22 protein-coding genes are annotated in these 24005 nt (G+C 31.0%); 18 read left to right on the forward strand and 4 right to left on the reverse strand.

All coding sequences use genetic code 11. The features are described from left to right. The first annotated feature begins 76 nt into the window (after nt 1–76). On the forward strand, nt 77–1897 hold the full coding sequence (gene rpsA / locus DG508_RS12230) for a 30S ribosomal protein S1 (RefSeq protein WP_108868411.1): 1821 nt from the start codon (nt 77–79) through the stop codon (nt 1895–1897). A gap of 438 nt (nt 1898–2335) precedes the next feature. Beyond that, nucleotides 2336–3307, forward strand: coding sequence for a hypothetical protein (locus tag DG508_RS12235; protein WP_108868412.1), 972 nt, complete (start codon nt 2336–2338; stop codon nt 3305–3307). Nucleotides 3308–3513: 206 nt separating this feature from the next. Here DG508_RS12235 and DG508_RS12240 read toward each other — a convergent pair whose 3' ends face one another. Together DG508_RS12240 and DG508_RS12245 are read right to left on the reverse strand one after the other, a co-directional pair. Next, entirely contained in the window at nt 3514–3876 is a 363-nt protein-coding gene (locus DG508_RS12240; RefSeq protein WP_108868413.1) for a DUF779 domain-containing protein, read from the reverse strand. Between the two features lie 65 nt (nt 3877–3941). After that, the gene (locus DG508_RS12245) at nt 3942–5441 is read right to left on the reverse strand and encodes an aldehyde dehydrogenase family protein (RefSeq protein ID WP_108868414.1); all 1500 of its coding nucleotides are present in this window, start codon (nt 5439–5441) and stop codon (nt 3942–3944) included. 398 nt (nt 5442–5839) lie between these two features. Between DG508_RS12245 and DG508_RS12250 the strand changes: the two genes are divergently transcribed. The 8 genes from DG508_RS12250 (at nt 5840) to pdxH (ending at nt 11936) form a co-directional block, all read left to right on the forward strand. Beyond that, the gene (locus DG508_RS12250; RefSeq protein ID WP_108868415.1) at nt 5840–6751 is read left to right on the forward strand and encodes an AraC family transcriptional regulator; all 912 of its coding nucleotides are present in this window, start codon (nt 5840–5842) and stop codon (nt 6749–6751) included. Between the two features lie 380 nt (nt 6752–7131). Beyond that, nucleotides 7132–7530, forward strand: coding sequence for a hypothetical protein (locus tag DG508_RS12255; protein ID WP_108868416.1), 399 nt, complete (start codon nt 7132–7134; stop codon nt 7528–7530). Nucleotides 7531–7741: 211 nt separating this feature from the next. After that, nucleotides 7742–8281: a bifunctional pyr operon transcriptional regulator/uracil phosphoribosyltransferase PyrR gene (gene pyrR / locus DG508_RS12260; protein WP_108868417.1), complete on the forward strand. Its 540-nt coding sequence runs from the start codon at nt 7742–7744 to the stop codon at nt 8279–8281. A 45-nt stretch (nt 8282–8326) separates the two neighbouring features. Beyond that, nucleotides 8327–9256, forward strand: a complete 930-nt coding sequence (locus DG508_RS12265) for an aspartate carbamoyltransferase catalytic subunit (RefSeq protein ID WP_108868418.1) — start codon at nt 8327–8329, stop codon at nt 9254–9256. A 3-nt stretch (nt 9257–9259) separates the two neighbouring features. Next, complete coding sequence (locus DG508_RS12270; protein WP_108868419.1) at nt 9260–9592, forward strand: ribonuclease Z; 333 nt, start codon at nt 9260–9262, stop codon at nt 9590–9592. A 49-nt stretch (nt 9593–9641) separates the two neighbouring features. Next, complete coding sequence (locus DG508_RS12275; RefSeq protein ID WP_108868420.1) at nt 9642–10100, forward strand: thioredoxin family protein; 459 nt, start codon at nt 9642–9644, stop codon at nt 10098–10100. 62 nt (nt 10101–10162) lie between these two features. Next, on the forward strand, nt 10163–11068 hold the full coding sequence (locus DG508_RS12280) for a ribonuclease Z (protein ID WP_108868421.1): 906 nt from the start codon (nt 10163–10165) through the stop codon (nt 11066–11068). A 217-nt stretch (nt 11069–11285) separates the two neighbouring features. Beyond that, complete coding sequence (gene pdxH, locus DG508_RS12285; protein ID WP_108868422.1) at nt 11286–11936, forward strand: pyridoxamine 5'-phosphate oxidase; 651 nt, start codon at nt 11286–11288, stop codon at nt 11934–11936. A gap of 39 nt (nt 11937–11975) precedes the next feature. On the opposite strand, the gene DG508_RS12290 is transcribed toward pdxH, so the two are convergent. Then, a complete protein-coding gene (locus tag DG508_RS12290; RefSeq protein ID WP_108868423.1) occupies nt 11976–14177 on the reverse strand; it encodes an OmpA family protein in 2202 nt (733 codons plus the stop codon). 378 nt (nt 14178–14555) lie between these two features. Between DG508_RS12290 and DG508_RS12295 the strand changes: the two genes are divergently transcribed. The 4 genes from DG508_RS12295 to DG508_RS12310 all read left to right on the forward strand — a co-directional run bounded on the left by DG508_RS12295 (nt 14556) and on the right by DG508_RS12310 (nt 18729). Then, entirely contained in the window at nt 14556–15041 is a 486-nt protein-coding gene (locus tag DG508_RS12295) for a SixA phosphatase family protein (protein WP_108868424.1), read from the forward strand. Then, the gene (gene ppk1 / locus DG508_RS12300; RefSeq protein ID WP_108868425.1) at nt 15041–17146 is read left to right on the forward strand and encodes a polyphosphate kinase 1; all 2106 of its coding nucleotides are present in this window, start codon (nt 15041–15043) and stop codon (nt 17144–17146) included. Before DG508_RS12295 ends, ppk1 begins: the two co-directional genes overlap by 1 nt. Nucleotides 17147–17151: 5 nt before the next feature. Further along, entirely contained in the window at nt 17152–18051 is a 900-nt protein-coding gene (locus tag DG508_RS12305) for a Ppx/GppA phosphatase family protein (protein ID WP_108868426.1), read from the forward strand. 117 nt (nt 18052–18168) lie between these two features. Next, nucleotides 18169–18729 (forward strand): porin family protein, encoded by a 561-nt coding sequence (locus DG508_RS12310; protein WP_108868427.1) that lies wholly within the window; start codon nt 18169–18171, stop codon nt 18727–18729. Here DG508_RS12310 and DG508_RS12315 read toward each other — a convergent pair. Further along, nucleotides 18717–19379: a Crp/Fnr family transcriptional regulator gene (locus tag DG508_RS12315; protein ID WP_108868428.1), complete on the reverse strand. Its 663-nt coding sequence runs from the start codon at nt 19377–19379 to the stop codon at nt 18717–18719. The genes DG508_RS12310 and DG508_RS12315 overlap by 13 nt on opposite strands. A 256-nt stretch (nt 19380–19635) precedes the next feature. On the opposite strand from DG508_RS12315, the gene DG508_RS12320 reads away from it, so the two are divergent. The 4 genes from DG508_RS12320 to DG508_RS12335 all read left to right on the forward strand — a co-directional run bounded on the left by DG508_RS12320 (nt 19636) and on the right by DG508_RS12335 (nt 24005). Beyond that, nucleotides 19636–20181, forward strand: a complete 546-nt coding sequence (locus DG508_RS12320; RefSeq protein WP_108868429.1) for a YybH family protein — start codon at nt 19636–19638, stop codon at nt 20179–20181. 284 nt (nt 20182–20465) lie between these two features. Continuing rightward, nucleotides 20466–21740 carry a type III PLP-dependent enzyme domain-containing protein gene (locus tag DG508_RS12325; RefSeq protein ID WP_108868430.1) on the forward strand — a complete coding sequence of 425 codons (1275 nt, stop codon included), beginning with the start codon at nt 20466–20468 and terminating at the stop codon, nt 21738–21740. 5 nt (nt 21741–21745) lie between these two features. Then, complete coding sequence (locus DG508_RS12330; RefSeq protein WP_108868431.1) at nt 21746–22009, forward strand: acyl carrier protein; 264 nt, start codon at nt 21746–21748, stop codon at nt 22007–22009. 421 nt (nt 22010–22430) lie between these two features. Next, the gene (locus DG508_RS12335) at nt 22431–24005 is read left to right on the forward strand and encodes a class I adenylate-forming enzyme family protein (RefSeq protein WP_108868432.1); all 1575 of its coding nucleotides are present in this window, start codon (nt 22431–22433) and stop codon (nt 24003–24005) included.

Below are 24005 nucleotides of genomic sequence, written 5' to 3' on the forward strand. Positions count from 1 at the left end.
CAAAACTTTAATTAATACTTCTGTATAGTTTTCGTGTTGATCCTCAATAATGTACAGAATACAAACTTTATCTTCAATGTCTGAAGAAACAAAAAACACAGACGTTCAGGAAGTAGAGAAAAAAGCAGAAGCTCAATCTCAACAACAAGCAAATCCTGAGCAATTTTTAAAAGAATTTAACTGGCACAATTATGAGGAAGGGATTGATCCAATCGCAGACTCTAAACTTGAAGAGTTTGAAAAGCTAGTTGCAGAGAACTTCGTAGATACACTAAATGATGAAGTAGTAGACGGAACAGTAATTAATATAACTGATCGTGATGCTATTATTGATATCAATGCCAAAAGTGAAGGTGTTATCTCATTAAACGAATTTCGTTATAACCCAGACTTAAAAGTAGGGGATAAGGTAGAGGTGTTAATTGATGTGCGTGAAGATGCTACTGGTCAATTAATTTTATCTCACCGTAAAGCTCGTGTAATCAAAGCATGGGATAGAGTAAATGGTGCACATGATACAGGTGAAATCGTAAACGGTTTTGTAAAGTGTAGAACCAAAGGAGGTATGATCGTTGATGTATTTGGTATAGAAGCATTCTTGCCAGGTTCTCAGATCGATGTGAAGCCAATTAGAGATTATGATGCGTATGTAGGTAAAACTATGGAATTCAAAGTGGTAAAAATTAACCATGAATTCAAAAACGTTGTTGTATCTCATAAAGCGCTTATCGAAGCAGATATCGAAGAGCAGAAGAAAGAAATTATTGGTCAATTAGAAAAAGGTCAGGTATTAGAAGGTACGGTTAAGAATGTTACTTCTTACGGTGTATTTGTTGATCTTGGAGGAGTTGATGGATTAGTTCATATTACAGATCTTTCTTGGTCTAGAATCAACCACCCTAATGAGATTGTTGAGCTAGATCAGAAATTGAATGTTGTAATCTTAGACTTTGATGAGGCTAAGACTAGAATTCAATTAGGTCTTAAGCAATTGAAGCCACACCCATGGGAAGCTCTTGATAAAGAACTTAAAGTAGGTGATAAAGTAAATGGTAAAGTTGTTGTAATCGCTGATTACGGAGCATTTATCGAAGTAGAAGAAGGAGTAGAAGGATTAATTCACGTATCAGAAATGTCTTGGTCAACTCACTTGAGATCTGCACAAGATTTTGTGAAAGTTGGAGATCAAGTAGAAGCTGTAATTCTTACTTTGGATAGAGAAGAGCGTAAAATGTCTCTTGGTATCAAGCAATTGACTCCAGATCCTTGGACTGATATTACTACTAAGTACCCTGTAGGTTCTAAGCATAGTGGTATTGTACGTAACTTTACTAATTTTGGTGTATTTGTTGAACTAGAAGAAGGTATTGATGGTTTAATTTATATCTCAGACCTTTCTTGGACTAAGAAAATTAAGCACCCATCAGACTTTACAAATGTTGGAGATACACTAGATGTAGTAGTTCTTGAATTAGATGTTGAAGGACGTAAGTTAAGTCTAGGACATAAGCAGACAGAGGATAATCCTTGGGATAAATATGAAGCAGAATTTGCTGTAGGAACTAAGCATACTGCTCAAATTGGAGAGATTGTAGACAAAGGTGCTACAATTGATTTTAACGAGGATATCATTGCATTTGTACCGTCACGTCATCTTGAAAAAGAAGATGGTAGCAAATTGAAAAAAGGTGATGAGGCAGAATTCCAAATTATTGAATTCAATAAAGAATTCAAAAGAGTGGTAGCTTCTCATACAGCTTTATTTAAAGAAGAAGAGGCTAAGATCGTAAAACAAGCGGCTAAGAAAGCTTCTGCTAGTTCAGCAGAAAAGACTACGCTTGGAGATATTGATGCTCTAGCTGACCTTAAAGCTAAAATGGAAAAAGGAGGGAACTAGTTCTCACACTATTTTTAATATACTAAAAAGACCGTTTTTATAACGGTCTTTTTTTTGCTTTAATGTGTAATAAAAAGGTATGTTTTGTAAATTACCAAGTAGGATTAATAGGTATAGAAGAATGTCTTTGGAATGATGTTGATTTTTCAGGTAAAATTTTAAATAGAGAACAATCTCTAAAACACAAATGGATTAAAGAAGTTTTTCATATTACCAGATCATATTGTAATTGATGATAAAAAAGCTATTGAGTTTTTTAAAATTAAAAAGTGAATGGGAATATTTGATAAACTATTTAATAAAAAAAGGAAGCAATTAACTTTCCATCCAAACCGAAATGGAAACCGAATCTATCAATTGATTTGAATCTCATTATGGGAAGCGAAATATTGGTAAAACATTTAATAAATCTAAAATCAGTAACTTAACGCAACAAATATGAACAAACATATTAAATCAAAAACTTTATTATTAGTTTTTTTTTATGGTTACTTATTCTGTTACGGCCAAAAAGAAATAAAAGCAGATTATATAAAAAAAACTATAACTGATTCTCTTTATAATGGTAATGTAATTCTTTTCGAACATAATAGAGGTAAGTTGCATTTGCGCTTTTCAGATTATTTAAAACAAAAAAAATATAAAATTTCTGACATTAAGTTTAATAAAAATACAATTGGAGATTTTAATGATAATGGCATAACTGATTTCTTTGGTACTATACGTATAAAACGTTGGGCTAGAAATGAATTATATATATGTTTATTTGAGTTAAATGATGATACTATTACAATTTACAATTATTTTGAAATGGGTCCATATAGCAAATTATCCATAAAAGGTTATAAGAATGATACTCTAAATATCCATACACAAAAATGGGGAAGAGAAGGCCAGGTATACATAGATAGACTTGTATCTATTGTTCATGATGAAAAAAATATAATAAAGATTGTAACTCCTAGTAAGTTTGACGAAATGAAAAACATAAACATTTTTAAAGACTCAATCAAAAATATAAAAAGAGAATCTTTTATCAATAATTCCATTATTAGAAGTCAATATGAATCATACTTTAAAAAAAATATCTCTATAGAGTCAGAGTTAAGTGGATTTGATAATTTTAACTTAAGATTTACTGTTCTCAATAAGGACATAGTAAAAGATTTTGAGAAAACTAAATTTATTTTACAAACACTTGAATTTCTTGAATCTAATACTCGATTCCCTACTATTTTAACTAAAATTGAAAAGAAAATATTGACAAAAAAAGAAGATAAATTGAGCATCTCTGATAAAATGAGATATAATATTAAAAATTACATTAATTCAAATACTTATTTTATTGTTGGAGAATATAGACTTGCAAATGATTATCTTTTTGACATTATATATGTAGAAGAAAATTGATAATAGAAAAATATTACCCAGCTCCAGTTATCCTATTAAATTTATATGAGCAATTTTTTTTTTTGATTTTTTTAGGTAATATTTATACTATTTCTTGTCTTTTATTTGTGCTTTTTAATTTTAACTAACTGATAATCATTATATGATTTTTTCTTTTACAGTAAATTCAAAGTATAACTGGTATTGTTTCTATTTGAGTTCTGTTGTTATTCTTTAGTGGTGTTGAAGAAATTGTTTTCTTCTTCTGTTAGTAGTCTGGATTTTATCAAAAATCGTAAACCTAATGGGATTTCTAACGAAAAGCTGGCGCCTCTACCTTCTGTTATATCAATGGTAAGATGGGTATGTTTCCAGTATTCAAACTGATCTTGATTCATATAGAATTCTACACCTTCAATTTCGCCCAAGAAGATATCGCTGTCATCCAAATACATTTCTCCTTTTTGAAAAACCATAGGAGAAGAACCGTCACAACATCCTCCACTTTGATGAAATATTAAGTCACCGTATTGTGATTTTAAATGTTGAACTATCTCTGTAGCTTTTTTGGTAATTGAAATTCGTTGCATAAAGTGTTGATATTTAATGAAAAAGGGTCAAAAAATAAGTTTTGACCCTAATTGAAATCAAGTTATTAAAAGAAACCAAGTTTATTTTTGTCGTAAGAAATTAGCATGTTTTTGGTTTGGCGATAATGACCAAGCATCATAGCGTGATTTTCTCTTCCAAATCCAGACTTTTTATATCCTCCAAAAGGAGCATGTGCAGGGTATGCATGATAACAGTTTACCCATACTCTACCTGCTTTTATGGCACGAGGAATTTTATATAGTTGATGAGCGTCTCTGGTCCAGACTCCAGCTCCTAAACCATAAAGAGTGTCATTGGCTATCTCTAACGCTTCAGCTTCATCTTTAAATTTTGTAACGCACAGTACGGGGCCAAAAATTTCTTCTTGAAAAATGCGCATTTTATTATGCCCTTCTAAGATGGTTGGTTTTATATAGTATCCTTTAGATAAATCACCATCTAATATAGAAGCCTCTCCACCAGTTAATATTTTTGCTCCTTCTTGTTTACCGATATCAAAATAAGATTTAATTTTTTCGTATTGATCATTAGAAGCTTGTGCTCCTATCATTGTATTGATATCATATGGGCTTCCTTGTATAATTGCTTCTGTTCTAGCAATTACACGTTTTATAAAATCATCGTATATGTCTTCCTGTACCAATAATCTTGAAGGGCAGGTGCAAACTTCTCCTTGATTAAAAGCAAAGAGTACAGCGCCTTCGATTGCTTTATCAAGATAGTTGTCATCATGATCCATAACACTATTAAAGAAGATATTTGGTGATTTTCCACCTAGCTCCATAGTTACAGGGTTAAGGTTTTTAGATGAATATTGCATGATTAGTTGCCCTGTTGTGGTTTCTCCTGTAAAAGCAACTTTATCAATCATCGAATGAGAAGCTAATGGTTTTCCTGCCTCTGGACCAAAACCATGTACAATATTTATGACTCCTGGAGGAAAAACATCTGCTATTTTTTCCATTAATAATGTAGCAGAAGAAGGGGTCTGTTCTGCTGGTTTTAGTACGACGCAATTACCGGTTGCTAGTGCAGGTGGCAATTTCCATGATAACATTAGGAGTGGGAAATTCCAAGGAATTATTTGCCCTATTACCCCCAGAGGTTCTTTTATATTCATTGATAATGTATTCGCGTCTAATTCTGTAGCAGAACCTTCTTCAGCTCTAATGCAAGAAGCAAAATAACGCCAATGATCTACGCAGAGTGGTATGTCTGCATTGATTGTTTCTCTAATAGGTTTACCATTGTCACAGGTTTCTACCAAGGCAAATTCTTCTAGATTTGCTTCAATGATATCGGCTACTTTATTAAGTAATGTTGCTCTTTCTGTAGCAGAGGTGTGTTCCCATGCCTCTTTTGCATTGTTTGCAGCCTCAACAGCTAAATCAACATCTTCTTTTTTTGATCTAGGGTATTTGGAAATATGACTTGCATCTATAGGAGATGTGTTTTCAAAGTATTCACCATCTAGGGGTGCAACAAATTTTCCGTTAATAAAATTTTCGTATTTTTCTTTAAATATGGGTTTTGAATAACTCATTATTTTTAATTTTTAGTATTAATAATAGTACCAATGGTTAAAAGGATTCTGAGTTTTTTTAGAAAAAAGAATCCAAACGCTTATGAGGTAAGAAGTGTTTTGTATAGATTGTAAACCTATCTTAGTTTACTAGAGGTTTGTCTCTTAGGTATAAACTGTTTTTGTAGAGAGAAATGGCACTATTGTTTTTGTAGTTAATTTTTTCATGACTGTTTAGTTAATTTATTAACGATTTGATAATTTCGTATAAACAAAATTATCATATAATCAAATTAAGCGATTGAACAGTTCTATATAATTATATAACAATCCTATCTATTCATGGTACATTTCTATTATTAACTTGCACAAAAATATCAATTAAACAAATACTCTTGATTTTTTTGTACATTTAGGTTATGTCACAATTACTAAAAAAACATATAACAAAAAGAAAACTAACTACACTTGTAGAAAATAGAACAACATATAGTGCAGATTATACAGAGCTTAATATATATGAGACACATGCTTATGCACAAGAGGTGTCTTTAAAGTTTGATTTTCCAATTATTGCCAGCATGCTTTGTGGTAAAAAAATAATGCATATTGAGGGGATGCCGTCTTTTGATTTTTTTCCTGGAGAATCCGTTGTGATGCCTACAAATATGGAAATGGTCATAGATTTTCCGTTGGCTACACAGAATGCTCCTACCAGATGTTTAGCTCTTGGTATAGATTCAGATAAAATAAAAGAAGTTGCTAGTAGGTTTAATCAAAGAGTTGCAATTGAAGCTGAAAATAATGATTGGAGTATTGATACAAGTGCTTCGCACTTAACCAATAACAAAGAGGTTAGTGTTTTGATAGAACGATTGGTGTATACTTTTTTAGATAACTGTCAATCAAAAGATGTTTTGTTAGATTTAATGATTCAGGAATTGATTGTAAGGTTGTTGCAGACAAAAGCTAAAAACAGTATTCTAAATGATTGTAATGGAGTGTTTACAGATACTAGAATAGGAATGGTTGTTAAGTATATAAAAGATAATTTGACAAATAAGAATATAACGGTAGATTTTCTTGCGAATAAAGCATATATGAGTACGTCAAACTTTCATAAAAAATTTAAAAATACACTTGGGGTATCTCCTATAGACTATTTGAATGCAGAGAAAATTAAATTTGCAAAAAGGCTGATAAAGCAAAATAAAAAACTTTTGATCTCAGAAATAGCTTTTAAGTCAGGATTTAATAATGTTAGTTATTTTAATCGTCAGTTTAAGAAATTAGAAATGATGACTCCGCAACAATTTAAATTATCTATTTAATTCCTTATCCAAGGAATTTCTTCTTACTCACTTTCAGAAAGAAAGTACATTGGATAAATTTGTTTTAGAGTTTAAATATCAACTTAATTTTCTAATGACATTGTGAATACCTATTTATTTGCGATAAACCATACTTTCTTTGTGGTAAATTTTACATTTCATTTTTGTGTATTTGATTCTTTAAGAGTAATTGATTGGTTTTCAGTTGTTTTTGAGTTGATGGTTGCGTGATAACGATAAAAAATAACCGTTTATCAGATTTTGTGATAGTACCCTTCACTGAAAAAAGGGGGTAGAATTTTCACTGGTATTGGTATGTTAGAAAGAGAGAAGCCTTCTGATATTTGCACTGTAGAAAAAATCTTAATTATTTTTTTAAAATGAAAAATATAAACAAGAAAATAGTATTGGTGCTTAGTTTTTTAATAGCTGTTCAAGCGAATGCCAGAGAAAATAATCTGGTAACTGTTTTGAAAAACATAAAAACAATGTCATCTGTGAATGGAGATGATGAAACAGAACCACAAAATAAAAAAACAAAAAAGATAGCTGAAACTAGAAGTTTTCATTCTGTAAGAAAATGGAAAATAACAGTTGAGTTTGTTGATGGAGGGTTTATGTCTAAGACTATTTCTGTAAAAGAGAATTCAGGTAGAAGTGCTATGGAAACTGCTTTTTCTGAAGCAGAAAAATATCTGGAAACAATAGATGGAATAAGAGAATATAACGTTTCTCCTGTGTCTAATAACTCATTTGTGTTATTGGTAGGCGGAAAATAAGAAGTTATAGATACGATATGAAAGAGCGATTTATAATTATAAACCGCTCTTTTTTTATAGAACAATAATTTGTAGTCTAAGTTTTTTAAATTATTGATTTTATGTAGTATGAAGGATTGATTGATTTTTTAGCACTTAGGTTATTTAAAAATTGGATTGTATAGTTGCAAAATTTCACTACTTTTGTACTCCAGATATCCATTTGGAGATTATGAGTCAAAAACTACTACTTAGTGCAAAAGAGATTGATATAATCCTGCATCGTTTGGCTTGTCAATTAATAGAAAATCATACTCATTTTGAAGATACTGTATTAATTGGGATTCAACCGAGAGGTGTTTTCTTAGCAGATCGTATCAAGAAAATTTTAATTGATGATTATCATGTTAATGATATACAATTAGGTTATCTTGATATAACATTTTATAGAGATGATTTTAGGAGAGGAGAAAAGACTCTTGAAGCTAATAAGACCCATATTGATTTTGTAGTCGAAGATAAGCGAATTGTATTTATCGATGATGTATTGTATACAGGACGAAGTATTAGATCAGCTCTTACTGCGGTACAATCTTTTGGTAGGCCGCAAGAAATAGAACTGCTAACACTTATAGATAGACGTTTTAGTAGGCATTTACCAATACAACCTAATTATAGAGGTCGTCAGGTAGATGCAATAAATCAAGAAAAAGTAAAGGTGCATTGGCAGGAGAATGAAGGAGAAGATGCTATATATTTGATTAATGATTAAAGTTTCTCGAAATGGTTCTTTATTTCAAATTATAAATTTAAACGAATGAGCGAATTAAGTGTAAATCACTTATTAGGAATAAAATATCTGAATAATGATGATATTAATCTGATCTTTGAAACTGCCGATCACTTTAAAGAAGTAATAAATCGTCCAATTAAAAAGGTTCCTTCGCTTAGAGATATAACCATTGCGAATCTTTTTTTTGAGAATAGTACAAGAACAAGATTATCTTTTGAATTGGCAGAGAAACGTCTTTCTGCAGATGTGGTTAATTTTTCTGCAGCGTCGTCTTCTGTAAAAAAAGGAGAAACTCTTATTGATACCGTAAACAATATTCTTTCTATGAAAGTTGATATGGTAGTTATGAGACATCCTAATCCAGGAGCAGGAGTTTTTCTTTCTAGGCATGTAGATGCTAGTATTGTAAATGCAGGAGATGGAGCACATGAGCACCCAACACAGGCATTGCTAGATTCTTATTCTATTAGAGAACGATTGGGAGACGTAGGCGGAAAGAAGGTTGTAATAGTAGGAGATATTTTGCATTCAAGAGTGGCGCTTTCTAATATATTCGCATTAAAACTGCAAGGAGCAGAAGTAAGAGTTTGTGGGCCAAAAACATTACTACCTACTTATATAGAAAAGTTAGGTGTTAAGGTAGAAACAAACCTCAAGAAAGCCTTAGAATGGTGTGATGTCGCAAATATGTTGCGAGTACAAAATGAAAGAATGGAAATCAGTTATTTTCCTTCGACTAGAGAGTATACCCAACAATTTGGGGTGAATAAAAAGTTATTGGAAAGTTTAGATAAAGAAATTGTAATCATGCACCCAGGACCAATCAATCGTGGAGTAGAAATCACGAGCGATGTTGCTGATTCTGATCAAGCCATTATATTGGATCAGGTACAAAATGGGGTAGCAGTGCGAATGGCTGTAATATATCTTTTAGCGTCAAAAATTAAACGATAACGTATGATATTTAATAAAGAAGGTACTACCACAATAGTAACACAAGAGAAAACCACAATTATTGATTTTGTAAAAGGTCTTGAAAACAAGTATGAATCTCTTAAGAATGATAATATTATTATTAATTTATTTACATTAAAACAGATTTCTATCGATGATGTTAATGAGTTTTTGCTATTGTCAAATAAACATAAGAATACTAAACATTCATTTGTGATAGTTACCGATAAGATCTCTTATGATGATGTTTCAAACGATATGACTATTGTTCCCACACTACAAGAAGCATATGATCTAGTTGAAATGGAGGAAATAGAAAGAGATTTAGGGTTTTAAAAAAACATTTACTTTGTAATCATTGTTAATGTTTTTCGTCTGATATACTATGAATAAATTCGCCCCGATTATTATAGTATTATTTTTAGTTCTTTTTTGTAATCATACCAATGCTCAAGATTGGAAATATGATTTTGAAGAAGCGACTACACTTGCCAAAGAAAAAGATCAGAATATTGTATTGCTTTTTACAGGATCAGACTGGTGTCCTCCTTGTATGAGGTTAGAAAAATATATTTTATCTGATAAAGAATTTATAGAATATGCTGGTAAGAATTTTGTTTGGGTAAAAGCAGATTTTCCAAAACGAAGAAAAAATAAGCTGACAGCAATTCAACGAAGTAAAAATAAAGCCTTAGCCAGAAAATATAATAAAAGAATGTCTTTTCCTGTTATTTTGGTTCTAAATAATGATGGTACTGTCTTGGGAGCAACTGGGTATAGAAGAAACCTTGATGTAAAAGGCTATATATCTTTGTTGACATCTTTTGATTCTTTTGGTCGCTAGATAGGTTTATAACTACGATTAGAGTATATTCACGACTTATTTAATAAAGAGGAAAAACAATTTTGAAACTTACGATTTTAGGTTGCTATTCTGCAACTCCCAGAACATTTACAAACCCTACTTCTCAGGTTTTAGATATAAACAATCATATTTTTTTGATTGATTGTGGAGAAGGAACTCAAGTAGAATTACGACGTAATAAAATTAAATTTTCTAGAATAAAGCATATTTTTATCTCTCACTTGCACGGAGATCATTTTTTTGGATTGATAGGTCTGGTGTCTACCTTTAGATTGCTTAAAAGAGATACTCCACTTCATATTCATGGACCAAAAGGAATCAAAGAAATAATTACTTTGCAGTTAAAACTTTCTAACTCTTGGACTGATTTTCCATTACGTTTTCATGAGTTGGATAATCCTGAGTCTGAAATTGTTTTTGAAGATGAAAAAGTAGTAGTGCGTACCATACCATTACAACATAGAGTATATTGCAATGGTTTTTTGTTTCAGGAAAAAGAAGGAGATAGAGTTTTATTGATTGATAAAGTATCTGATTATAATATCCATACAGCATATTACAGATCTATAAAAAAAGGAAATGATGTGGTTTTAGATGATGGTACTGTTATCTCTAATAAAGAGCTTACGGAGCCTCCTAAGGCTACTAAGAGTTATGCGTATTGTAGTGATACTAAATATGATGAAGAAAAGATTTCTTTGATTAAAAATGCTACTGCTTTATATCATGAATCTACATTTTTAGAAAGTCATAAACATTTATGTGCAAAAACAGGGCATAGTTCTGCTATTGAGGCTGCTACAATTGCAAAAAAAGCAAATGTAAAAAAGCTGATTTTAGGACATTATTCTACACGATATGAAAATATTGAGCTTTTTAAAGAAGAAGCGAAAACAGTATTTGATCAAGTTGAAGTTGCTGATGATGGAAAGGTTTTTGAGATTTGAATTTAATTATAGTTTAAAATAGTGTTACTATTGTTGTCTAAAAAATATAAAAGCTTCTTTATTAAGGGGTATTGATTACTTTCTTTTCTTAATAAAGACAATCTTTTAGGTATATCTTCCGTTTTAATTATAAGAGAATGTAAAGACTTATTAATAAATTAATTTATAAATTGCCAAAAAAAATATAACTATATTTTACCATATAAAAAGTTTATAAATGAATAGAGATCTCACTTCATATAGAAAATCATACGAGAAGAGTTTTTTGGAAGAAAAAAATATCCCAACATCTCCTTTTACTTTATTTGCTGACTGGTTTAAAGAAGTAGAAGCGGCAGGAGGAGTTGATGAAGCCAATGCTATGACGGTTACTACTACAGGATTAGATGGTTATCCAAAAGCCAGAATTGTATTATTGAAACAATTTGATGTAGATGGGTTTGTTTTTTACACGAATTATACTTCAGAAAAAGGGAAAGCTATAGCGAATAATAATAAAGTGTGTATTTCATTTTTTTGGCCCAATTTAGAACGACAAGTTATAATTAAAGGAGTAGCAGCAAAAGTAGAAGAAGAATTGAGCTTGCGTTACTTTTTATCGCGTCCAAGAGGAAGTCAACTAGGAGCTTTAGTTTCTGATCAGAGCCAGGTCATAGGTTCTAGAGAAGTACTAGAAACAAGATTACAGACACTTGAAGAAGAATATAAAGATAAAGAAATACAAAAACCAACATCATGGGGAGGGTATTGTGTATCTCCTGTTGAGTTTGAGTTTTGGCAAGGTAGAGCAAATAGGCTACACGATCGTATTCGGTTTTCTTCTGATCAAGAAACAAATAATTGGCTTATTGAGCGATTAGCACCTTAGTAGATATAACTAACTAAAATTTTAAGGTTAAATAAATAATTACATAATTACAAAACTAGATCTCCTATTCTTTTTATACTGATCTTCAGAGCAATCTTGTCCATCTTTGCAATCATTTACGGGTCTAGTTTCTCCAAAACCTACGTAAGAAAGAATTCTATTTTTAGAAATATTTTTGCTCAATAAATAATTGTAGATTGATTCAGCTCTTTTTTGTGATAATGTAAGATTGTAGTTTTTTTCACCACGGCTATCAGAGTGTGTCTCTATTTTGATAACCATATTCGGGTAATCATTATTCATAATATCAACAACCTTATCCAATTCTACTTCAGCTTTGTTGGTAATGTCCCATTTATCAAACTCAAAGTATATTTCATTTAGGTTTATCAAATCGTTAATGGTTTTACTCAATTTCATATCTGATTTTAAATCAGATTCTGGAGTTGTGTTTGTTTGAACAATATCTCCAGGAGTAATCCCACCACTTTCTGTATTATTAGATTTATTTAAATTGTCTATATCTCCTGGTATTACTGCGGTAAATTCACTATTCATTCTTTTTTTAGGAATAGAAGCTAATCTACTAGCATTTGGGCAATTCATTTCACTGATATCAATAGCTAATTTGAACTTATAGTAATCGGGTAATCCACAAGAGTTAATATGATTGTATCCTTTTGAGTATTTTATAGTTTCATTAAGAGTACCATTAAACTCAGCACTAACAGGTTGGTCTACGATCATAATATCATCAATGACATTAATAGATTCGCAACTAGTATCTACAAGTACGTTGTAGCTGATTTTGAAAGGTTCACTATCAGTCTTTACCATTTTATTTGGTACAATAAAATTTAAAGTTCTAGACCCCTTATCATATTTTACTTTAATCTTCTTGGTTGGAAGCACGAGTGATTTTTCTGAAAAAACAACATTTTTTGGTAAAACATCTTTTATAATGGTGTTTTTGGCATTGTCATTACCATCATTATATATGGTTAAACTATATGTTATTTCTTGTTTAGGAGCTAAAACATCATTAGGGTGTATATATGCGTTGTTATCTGCATATCTAGATCTTTTTATAATATTGATTGCAGGCTCATATATTTCTACACTAAAGGCAACACCCATTACAGAATATCCATCATTATTGGTAGATAATCTAAATTTGGCAGCAGTTTGATTATTACCGATAATGCTATTTCGTATATTCTTTATATCAAATAAATCAGCATCATACCCTAAAGTATTTTGACTAGCAGGCACCCTAGTAGTTACATTCTTACCATTTTCGGTAATATTTGCATTAAAGAAATTATTCATAGGGTTCACTCCATCAGCAAGACTTTTGTATTTATTAGTCTCATTAGACATAACCTGAAAGCGGTCTCCTATAATTCCTTTGTCTCCTTCATAAGCGATTACACCAATTTTACCATGTACAGCTCCATTAGGTATAGTTTGAAAATTATTAAAAGAAAAAGCAACAGGTTTAGCTTTGGAGTCAATGTTTACAAATCCATCATATACATAGAATCTTTTTCTAGGTTTTGCATCATCTTCATAGATGACTACCATAGTCCATCCACCAGCAAGACCATTTCCTAAAGTTTGATCGTCATTAATCTCAGTAGTTGTAGCTGGAATATTAGCAACTGTATATGTGCCCAAAGGACTTTTTAAGCGTAAGACATCTTGAGTAATATCTTTGTAGCAAGAATACTGTTTAAACATTGATTCAGCATCTTTGTAATAATCATGTATAATTTCTCCATCAGTAATAGATGTGTATTCTTCTTGCCCAGGATATTTTATTTTTATAGAGGTTATATCATGTTTTCTATCATGATCTGCATATGCAGCAGTCCAGTATAACCCTACATGCTTTATTGCACTACAATCAGAATCAATAGCAAGATCAGCACTACTAGAATTAAAAGTTGTTTGATCTGTATCAATATCAATGAATCCCATCTTGAATTGATTATTCAAACCACCATTGTTGTAGCTTTTATTTGGATCAAATATCTGTGATCCGTCATCATTGCTGACTTTACCTAAAATAGTATTTGAAACAAATTTGAAATCTCCTTTAAGCGTTAACTCGGTTCGTTTTTTAAGAGGTACTTCTACCTGACCATATATAATGGAACATCCAAAGCAATATATGAAGGCAAATAGCCAAAAGCTTTGTAACAACGAATAATCTCTATGTATAGTAATCACTTTTTCCACTTTTTTTGTTTTTTTATAACCCTAACTTGATATTATGATTAGTTTGTGTACATAATGTTTGGGGGAAAACATTCTGATTTAAGGGAAAACCGTACGTAAATTTATATTTTAACATTTAATTACATAAGGAAAAAGTAATGTTTTCGATGTAAATACTGTTTTTATCGATTAAAACCAGTTCTTTATGGTCTTCATTTTCATTATTTTAGATGATATTTTGATAATTATATAATTTCTTTATTAAAAATATAGGATATCAAAATTCTTTACTTGTGTATTGAACTAAAAATAATTTTGTACTCTTATTAGTAAGATTTGTAAAATCGAATTCTTAAACTTGTATAAAATAACTTGATTTTTACAAAAGGTATAAGCTTCATGAAAACTTTATATTTAATAAGACATGCTAAATCTTCTTGGGAGTTTGATGTATCAGATGATAAGAGGCCATTGAATAATAGAGGAATGAATGATGCAGAATTGATAGGAAAAGAATTAAAATCATTGATAAAACCTATAGACAAAGTTTTATGTAGCCCTGCAAAGAGAACACGAATGACAGCAGATATAATCTTAAAACATTTAGAAATCCCTGAAACTAAATTTTTTATTGCACCTGATTTATACGATTTTTCTGGAAATCAGGTAATGGACGAAGTAAAGAAATGCGAGGCTTCTATTGATACATTAATGGTATTTGGACATAATCACGGATTTACTTCAATTGTAAATTTTTTTGGGAATAAACGTATAGATAATCTGCCAACTGCAGGAGTGGTTGCTATAGAATTTGACGTAAAAGAATGGCAAGATATATCTGTCGGAAATACCTTATTAACACTTTTTCCTAAATCTTTGCGATAATGAAGGAAAATGAAAGCAATCAATATATTAATAGAGAGTTAAGTTGGCTACAGTTTAATGCCAGAGTATTACAAGAGGCTGCAGATGATAAAGTACCTTTATTAGAGCGACTACGCTTTATTGGGATATTCTCTAATAATCTGGATGAATTCTTTAAAGTACGATATGCTACCATAAAAAGAATCGATCAAGCAGGCAAAGATGGAAAAAATGTACTTAAGGGGTCTACAGCAAGTGAATTATTGGAAAAAATTACCAATATTGTTATCAAACAGCAAGCTACTAGCCTGAAAACAATTAATAGTATAAAAAATGAGCTAGAGAAACATTATATATATATAATTGACGAAAATCAGGTAACCGAAGATCAAGATGCTTTTATTCGTAATTATTTTGTCACCAAAGTAAGTCCCGCATTAGTTACTTATATTCTTAATGATCTAGAGAAGTTTCCCCACCTCAAAGATAGCGTAGCTTATTTGGCTGTAAAACTTGTACTAAAAGAAAAAGTACCTAAAGAAGGCAGAATATCCAAAATATTACAACAAACTACCAAAGAGAAAATTTATGCACTTATAGAGATTCCTAAAAATACAGAACGATTTGTTGTATTACCAGAAAAAGATGGGAAACAATTTATCATCATGTTAGATGATTTGATACGATACTGTATGCATATTAACTTTAGCATTTTTGATTATATAAAAGCCTCTGCTCATATGATCAAAATTACAAGAGACGCACAGTTAGATGTTGATAATGATCTAAGCAAAAGTTTTATTCAAAAAATATCAAGTAGTGTAAAATCTAGAAGAGATGGTGAACCAGTACGATTTGTATATGATAAAACGATAGAGAAAGATACCCTTAGTTTTTTGATGGAAAAAATGGGAATAGATAATACAGATAGTATTATTCCTGGAGGAAGATATCATAATCGTAGAGATTATATGAATTTTCCTGATCTAGGAAATACAAACTTGGTATATCAACCCATAAAACCGCTGGCGATACCAGGACTTGTTTTACAAGGAAGTTTATTGGATAAAATTGCAAAAAAAGACTTTTTGCAATATACTCCTTATCATACATTCTCTTATGTAGTAAAATTTCTTAGAGAAGCTGCGATAGATCCTAAAGTTAAGAGTATAAAAATCACAATATATAGATTAGCAAATATTTCTCATATTGCTAGTTCGTTGATAAATGCTACCAAAAATGGTAAAAATGTAACCGTTCAAATTGAATTACAAGCTCGTTTTGATGAAGCTGCTAATATAAGATATGCAGAAAAAATGCAAAGAGAAGGAGTGCACCTTATTTTTGGGGTTACTGGTCTCAAGGTTCATTGTAAAGCATGTGTGATTGAGCGAGAAGAAAAAGGAAAATTAAAAAGGTATGGGTTTATAAGCACTGGTAATTTTAATGAATCTACCGCAAAAATCTATACCGATTATACATTATTCACAACCAATGAAGCGATTTTGAAAGAAACCAATAAGGTGTTTAAGTTTTTTGAAATCAATTATAAGATAAATAGATATAAGCATTTATTGGTCTCTCCTCATTATACACGATCTTCACTAGTTAAACTCATTGACAAGGAAATAAAAAATGTCAAAGAAGGAAAAGAAGCTGGTATCAAATTAAAACTAAATAGTTTGAGTGATTATGAAATGATAGATAAATTATATGAGGCAAGTAGAGCAGGAGTAAAGGTAGATTTGATTATTAGAGGGATTTGTTGTTTAATACCTGGTATTCCTGGAATGAGTGAAAATATCAGAGCAATTAGTGTGATTGATAAATTTTTGGAACACCCTCGATTGTTTATATTTCAGAATGGAGGAGAACCAAAAGTATACATTTCTTCTGCTGATTGGATGACACGTAATCTGGATAGGCGAGTAGAAATATCATGCCCTATATATGATAATGATATCAAATTAGAGTTAATGGAGACTTTTGATATTTGTTGGAATGATAATGTAAAAGCTAGAAAATTATCTAAAAACCAAGATAATGCATACATACTTAATGATCAGAAAAAAGTAAGATCTCAAATAGCTACGTATGAATATTATCTAAAAAAACTAGGAAATTAATTATTTTGTTAACTATAGAAAAATATGGAGCTATTGATATTGGTTCTAATGCTGTAAGGCTATTAATCAGTAGTATTCACGAAGAAGAAGGAAAAAAAACAAGGTTCAAAAAAACGAGCTTAGTCAGGGTTCCTATTCGTTTGGGAGCAGACGTTTTTAAGAGCAATAAAGTATCGCAAGAGAATATTATAAGAATGGTTGATACCATGCAAGCTTATCAACTTTTGATGAAAACACATAAAGTTGTACGATATAAAGCTTGTGCTACCTCTGCAATGAGAGAAGCCAAAAATGGTAATGAAATAGTAGAACTTGTCAAAGAAAAAACAGGAATTCAGATAGATATCATTGATGGTAAGGATGAAGCTGCTATAATCGCAATGACAGATCTCAATCAATTAGTTAATACAGATGCAACGTATTTATATGTAGATGTTGGAGGAGGGAGTACAGAATTTACTTTATACCATAATGGTAATACGATAGTGTCTAAATCTTTTAAGTTAGGAACGGTAAGGCTTTTAAATAATTTGGTAGCAGACACAATTTGGAAAGATGTAGAAAATTGGATTAAGGAAAATACCAAAAATTATAATAGAATCTCACTCATAGGATCAGGAGGGAATATCAATAATATTTTTAAAAATAGTGGTAAAAAAATAGGTAAATCTTTGTCTTTCTTGTATTTAAGCTCTTATTATAAACTACTGAATTCTTTGACATATGAAGAAAGAATATGGCAACTTAATTTAAACCAAGATAGGGCAGATGTTATTCTACCCGCGGTTAGAATATATCTTTCTGCAATGAAATGGAGTAGTTCTAGAGAGATATATGTCCCAAAAATAGGGCTGTCTGATGGTATTATAAAATCTTTATATAACGAGAAATTAAATAATCGATAAAAAGTCATAATTCATACAATTCATCGATTTGTAAAGTAATAATTTTTACAGATAGAGATAGTTTAGGCAAAAATCTATTACTTTGCGTCCTTAATAAAAGACAAAAAAACAGGAATTATGAGTAAGGTTATACTATACACTACAATTTTTTTAATGTTTGTAACATTCAATTCTGAGGCTCAAGAAGCATCTTATGGAGTTAGAATTGGTGCAAACTTAAGCTCAATTAGTTCTGATGATATACCAGAAAATTTAGAAGACAGTAGATTGGGAATAGTTGCAGGGTTTTTGGCAGAATTTCCAATTACAGAAAAATGGAGCTTTCAACCTGAATTTCAATATTCAGCTATTGGTAATGATGATGAATCTTTACGTGTAGATTATCTGCAAGTACCTGTATTTATAAAATATAATATTTCAGATCGTTTTAATGTACATATTGGACCTCAAGCAGGAATCAAAATATGGGAATGGGAGGATAACACCTCTACAGAAACTAATTTTAATACATTTAATTTAGCGGCAGTTGCAGGTATTGGGGTTAATATAACAGAGAATTTCTTTGCAGATTTACGATATGGTTTTGGGATATCAAATATGATAGATGATAGCAATATACCTGGAGGAGCAAAAGGAAATACTAGAAATATACAACTTTCTCTAGGTTATAAATTATAAGCAATAGATTTATAGTGCTCAAAAAAATCGTTTTTTAAAACGATTTTTTGTTTTTCATATTCTATTAATGAAGCATACTTGAGTTGGTGTATAATTGTATTAACACTAACTCTAGTTGTTCTTATATAATTAGCAATTCCTTCCTGGTCCAAAGGAGAATTGATTATTATTTCATTCGTATCAGGACATGAATAACCAAATTTCTCTTTGAACTCCAGTAGTACTTCTATAAACCTTAATAAAGTAGATTTAATATTTAAAACCCTGATTCTTTGCTCTAGCATCGTATACTTCTCTCCCCAGATTCTAAATAAATCCCTTTGCAGGTTATGATTTTTTTTGATCATCTCATAGATATCATCCATGCAATAGATTTCAATAACAGTTGGTTCAATAACAGATTTGAAAATATAATTTGTGTCCAAATCACGAAATGCTCCATTGCCACCAAATGTTTGATTTTGATTTAATAAAACCAATATAACCTCTTGCCCATTTCTATGTAAATAACTGATTTTTACACTACCACTTATAATAACATATAAATGTGTGGCAATATCTCCTTTATGTATGATCGCTTCATTTTTAGTATAGCTTGTACTCTTATATGCTCCATTGCTTTTTAGAATGTTCAATAATTCCAAACTCATCAGCCCGTTCTAGTATGTTTTTTTTAGATCATTCGTCAATAAACTGGTCGGTTTGTTAAAATATTGTTATAAAATAATGTAATTTTTTACGAATAACACTCATTTGTTTTGTTATAAAACCATAAAATGAGCATTCTCTTATAAAATATATTGAAGATTTTGTGTTAGATTTTTTATACGAGTATTTTTCCTGTTGCTCTAATTTCGATATTCAAATCAATGTAAATATTTAATAATCTTTTAATTACACACAATCATGAAAAGAATTAATTTGAACAAATCGATTTTTGTTACAGCGTTGGTCATCGGAGCCCTAGTTGTAATTTCGTTCTCTAACTCTTCAAAGTCTAAGAAAGTTACCATAGACTATAAAAGTTCAGTAGTGAGTTATTTTGGAACTAATAGTGTTACCAAAGCAGACTTAGTAAAGCAGGCAAAATTGATAGATATTGCTGATAGACGGTTTGAGACCAAATGGAAGAATAAAAATCCTAAAGGAATATCAGAAGAATATATCGTAGAAGGAGCTGTATTTATGAAACCTGGAGTAAAGCCTAGATTAGGAAGAGCAGATATAGAAAAAGAATTTACAGAAAGTGTAAAAGGAGTAGATCGTGTAGAATTCTATCAGGATGAATTAGAGTTTTATGGTGAGATGGATGTTGCTTTTCAGAGATGTCATATGTTAGGTTTTGTAGATACTAAAAAGGAGCACACTTTTGAGGGGTCTTATATCATTTTATGGAAAAAAGAAAATGGAAAATGGCTTATTCATTATGATATGTTTAATTCTGATAAGTAATCATATCAAATAATTAAACCTGGCTTCTTTTATAAAACAGCGTAGTTTCCTTGTGCTGGAAAATCACAACTTTATAAAAGAGAGAATACTAAAAACTATAGGTGTACATAAAAATGTACTTAATGTAGATGCTTGAAGAGTTGTGAGATAGCACCAAACATCCATCCTTAAAAAAGGATAGCCAATCAAACTATTTATAAAAAGTTGAAAAATATGCCAGATGCGGTAGTATAGCTGCTACCATAAAGAAAAAGAAAAATTATTAACAACAATTTAAAGCTATTATGCAAACACACAAATCAAAAATTATTGCAGCAGTAAAAGAACACGGCACCCCATCTTATATATACGATGGAGAAAAGTTAGTGTCAAATTATCAAAGGTTGGTCAATGCGTTGCCCGACTGTGTAGACGTTTTTTATGCCCTAAAAGTCAATCCAAACGTTTCATTAGTAAAATTATTAAGATCTAAAGGAGCTTGTACAGAAGTTTGTTCTATTACAGAAATGGAGATCGCATTAAAAGCAGGTTCAACACCGCAAGATATTGTGTACCTCGGTCCATGTAAAAAAGATTATGAACTTAAAAGAGCAATTTCGCTAGGCGTTTTTGCTATAGTTATAGAATCAGAAACAGAGCTCAAAAGAGTATCTAGGTTTGCTAATGAAGCGGGAGTAGTGGTAGATGTTGCTATCAGAATAAACCCTGATTTTTCTGCAAAAGGTTCTCCATGGAAAATGGGAGGTAGACCTACTCAATTTGGTATCGATGAAAAACATGCAATAGCCAATTTTGGAACATATCTCAACGTGCCTAATATTAATATTAAAGGAATTCATGTGTATAATGGAACCAATATATTAGATGCACAATCTGTATATGAAAATTCAAAATATATATTAGGGCTATATGAACAGATAAGTCAAAAATATAACACCACCTTTTCTATGGTTGATGTTGGTGGGGGAATGGGAATACCATATTTCCCTAATCAAGAAGAATTAGATATTGTAGAATTCAAAAATTTGATGACACCTCTGTTTAGTGATTTCCATAAAAAATATCCTGATACAAGAATTATTATGGAGTCAGGAAGATTTATTATTGGTACAGCAGGATATTTTGCTGTAGGAGTAAATAACATAAAAATAAATCACGGAAAAACATTTGTAGTGACAGATGGTGGAACGAATTGCCATTCTGCTTCCGCAGGTTCTGGGCGTGTGGTTAAAAGAAATTTCCCTATGGAAAATATTTCGGCTACAGACAATTTAGAAGAGTTTGAATACCAGGTTGCTGGACCATTATGTAGTCCAGATGATATTATCGGTAGAAATATAAAGCTAAAAGAAGTTAAAGAAGGAGATATTCTAGTAATCAATGCCTCTGGTGCATATGGATCGACATCTTCTCCTGGACTTTTTCATAGTCATGGATTTCCCGTAGAAGCGTTGGTTTATGATGATCAGGTACACCTTATTAGACATAAAGATACCTCAGATGATATCATAAGCAGACAAGTAGTAGTAGATTTTAAAAAAGAACCTGTATTAAACTAAAAAAGATGAACACAAATAAAATTTTAGACCTTATAAAAGATGGATTAGTAGACAGTATAGCTAATCTAAAGAAAGAACAAATTCAATTAGATTCACATCTCAAAAACGATTTAGGAATAGATTCTCTTTCATCTATGTTTTTTTTAACATTTCTAGAAGATAATATAGAAGGTTTTGAGGTAAACCCTGATACAATAGAGGCAAGGCATTTCAATACCTTGCAAGCAATTTATGACTATGTACTGTCTGAGTTACAAGTAGCAGTATAGTTAATAATTAAACGTTGATAGTGACTATAGATCTTCTCGGTTAGTGAATAAATAACGCTAAGATTGTGTAGTAATATTAGCTCAATGTGTAAGAGGTGTTCTTAGTAACAAAAAGGGCACTTCTTACTCTTATTATATCAATTCAATTTCTATGTTTTGTAGAATTTAGAATTAGGTATGTGTAAAACATATTCAATCACATTATTTGATAAGAGTATGTGCCTATAGTGTGTCATTTTGTGATCAAAAATGACATAAAATTCTTTCTGATTTTTCATCTTCCTTTTTGCAAGCATCGCAAGGCTTTATTGTTGATAGCATAGCTGTCGCATAAGGAGCTTTTGTGCTTTGTTTTAAGCGTAATGTAAGGATGTAAAGAAAGAATATAAAAAAATAGTAATGATTTAAAAGCAAAAGAAAAATGATTCCCTTACTTCAAAATTTTTTAACCCGAAACTCACAAATATATCCTGATAAAATTGCTGTGTCTATGGCAAAGAATACATATACATTCAAGGATTTGGATGTGTTATCCGATAAACTGGCTAACTATCTTCAAAGTATACAAGTACAAAGAGGAGATAGGGTAGTTATCTTATTGGGAAATACAATAGATACTGTAATCTCATTTTGGGGGATACTCAAAGCAGGAGCTGTAGTTATACCTGTAGGAATAGAGTTGAAATCTGAAAAAATAAAATACATACTGAATGATTCTGGAGCAGTAGCATTGATTACAAATCATGAGATTGTAAGCCAAAATATGGTAATGCTAGAAAGCTCACAATTGCATAAAGTAATTCTGTCAGGCAGCAAAGAAACACCCTCTAAGCAGTTATATACTAATATGGGTACTATACTATCTCAGAAAAAACAAGAGGTGATACCTGTAGAAACAATAAGTATTGATTTATCTGCTATCATATATACATCAGGTTCTACAGGAGAACCTAAAGGAGTGATGCTTACACATCAAAATATGATTGCAGCAACAAATTCATTAAACGGATATTTAGGATATACCAAAGATGATAAAGTACTGTGCGCATTACCATTATCTTTTGATTATGGATTATATCAAATGATTATGTGTGTATCAACAGGAGCAACATTATTGCTAGAAAAGGAATTTACCTGGCCTATCTTTTTATTAAAAACAATAAGAGAACAACAGGCAACAATTCTTCCTGCAGTACCTACTATGGTTATGATGTTGCATGAGCAAAATAAAAAATCTCAATTGGATTTATCCAGTATACGTGCTGTAACCAATACAGGAGCAGCCCTCACAGAAACCAACATTGCTATGGTGAAAGCATTGTTTCCTAATGTAAGTATTTTTTCTATGTATGGTCTTACAGAATGTAAAAGATGTACTTATCTGCCCCCTGCTGATATTGATAAAAAACCAAATAGCGTAGGGATCGCCATCCCGAATACAGAATTATGGTTGGTTGATGATGATAACAATAAAATAGAAGAACCTAATCAAATAGGTCAACTAGTTATTCGTGGAGCTACTGTAATGCGAGGATATTGGAATAAACCAGAGAAGACAGCAGAGAAACTAAAAGAAGGAAATTTTCCTGGAGAAAAAGTACTGTATACAGGAGATTATTGCTCGCTAGATGAAGATGGGTATCTCTATTTTAAAGGAAGAATGGATCATATGATAAAATCCAGAGGAATAAAGGTAAGTCCAAAAGAAGTAGAAGATTATATAAGCGCAATACCAGAAATCAATGCTGTACTGGTAACAGGAGTACCAGATGAGGATTATGGGGAGGCATTGTTTGCTTTTGTAGTGCTTACCGATGGGCAAGTAACTACAGAAGAAGCCATTATTACCTTATGCAAAAGGGATCTGGAGAACTATAAAGTACCAGAATATATAAGGATTATAAAATCCATGCCCAAAACGCCAAATGGAAAATTTAATGTAATTAAGTTAAAAGACATGGCGCTAGAAGAAGTAAAAACCAAAGCAACTGTATAA

Source organism: Aquimarina aquimarini (genome assembly GCF_900299535.1).
GTDB lineage: Bacteria > Bacteroidota > Bacteroidia > Flavobacteriales > Flavobacteriaceae > Aquimarina > Aquimarina aquimarini.

What these genes read in the sequence shown, in the direction of transcription:
- DG508_RS12275 (WP_108868420.1), top strand. Translation starts at nt 9,642, where the DNA reads ATGAATAAATTCGCCCCGATTATTATAGTATTATTTTTAGTTCTTTTT.
- DG508_RS12335 (WP_108868432.1), top strand. Translation starts at nt 22,431, where the DNA reads ATGATTCCCTTACTTCAAAATTTTTTAACCCGAAACTCACAAATATAT.
- ppk1 (WP_108868425.1), top strand. Translation starts at nt 15,041, where the DNA reads ATGAAGGAAAATGAAAGCAATCAATATATTAATAGAGAGTTAAGTTGG.
- DG508_RS12250 (WP_108868415.1), top strand. Translation starts at nt 5,840, where the DNA reads ATGTCACAATTACTAAAAAAACATATAACAAAAAGAAAACTAACTACA.
- DG508_RS12265 (WP_108868418.1), top strand. Translation starts at nt 8,327, where the DNA reads ATGAGCGAATTAAGTGTAAATCACTTATTAGGAATAAAATATCTGAAT.
- DG508_RS12315 (WP_108868428.1), bottom strand. Translation starts at nt 19,379, where the DNA reads ATGAGTTTGGAATTATTGAACATTCTAAAAAGCAATGGAGCATATAAG.
- DG508_RS12255 (WP_108868416.1), top strand. Translation starts at nt 7,132, where the DNA reads ATGAAAAATATAAACAAGAAAATAGTATTGGTGCTTAGTTTTTTAATA.
- DG508_RS12330 (WP_108868431.1), top strand. Translation starts at nt 21,746, where the DNA reads ATGAACACAAATAAAATTTTAGACCTTATAAAAGATGGATTAGTAGAC.
- rpsA (WP_108868411.1), top strand. Translation starts at nt 77, where the DNA reads ATGTCTGAAGAAACAAAAAACACAGACGTTCAGGAAGTAGAGAAAAAA.
- DG508_RS12245 (WP_108868414.1), bottom strand. Translation starts at nt 5,441, where the DNA reads ATGAGTTATTCAAAACCCATATTTAAAGAAAAATACGAAAATTTTATT.
- pdxH (WP_108868422.1), top strand. Translation starts at nt 11,286, where the DNA reads ATGAATAGAGATCTCACTTCATATAGAAAATCATACGAGAAGAGTTTT.
- DG508_RS12270 (WP_108868419.1), top strand. Translation starts at nt 9,260, where the DNA reads ATGATATTTAATAAAGAAGGTACTACCACAATAGTAACACAAGAGAAA.
- DG508_RS12310 (WP_108868427.1), top strand. Translation starts at nt 18,169, where the DNA reads ATGAGTAAGGTTATACTATACACTACAATTTTTTTAATGTTTGTAACA.
- pyrR (WP_108868417.1), top strand. Translation starts at nt 7,742, where the DNA reads ATGAGTCAAAAACTACTACTTAGTGCAAAAGAGATTGATATAATCCTG.
- DG508_RS12295 (WP_108868424.1), top strand. Translation starts at nt 14,556, where the DNA reads ATGAAAACTTTATATTTAATAAGACATGCTAAATCTTCTTGGGAGTTT.
- DG508_RS12320 (WP_108868429.1), top strand. Translation starts at nt 19,636, where the DNA reads ATGAAAAGAATTAATTTGAACAAATCGATTTTTGTTACAGCGTTGGTC.
- DG508_RS12240 (WP_108868413.1), bottom strand. Translation starts at nt 3,876, where the DNA reads ATGCAACGAATTTCAATTACCAAAAAAGCTACAGAGATAGTTCAACAT.
- DG508_RS12325 (WP_108868430.1), top strand. Translation starts at nt 20,466, where the DNA reads ATGCAAACACACAAATCAAAAATTATTGCAGCAGTAAAAGAACACGGC.
- DG508_RS12235 (WP_108868412.1), top strand. Translation starts at nt 2,336, where the DNA reads ATGAACAAACATATTAAATCAAAAACTTTATTATTAGTTTTTTTTTAT.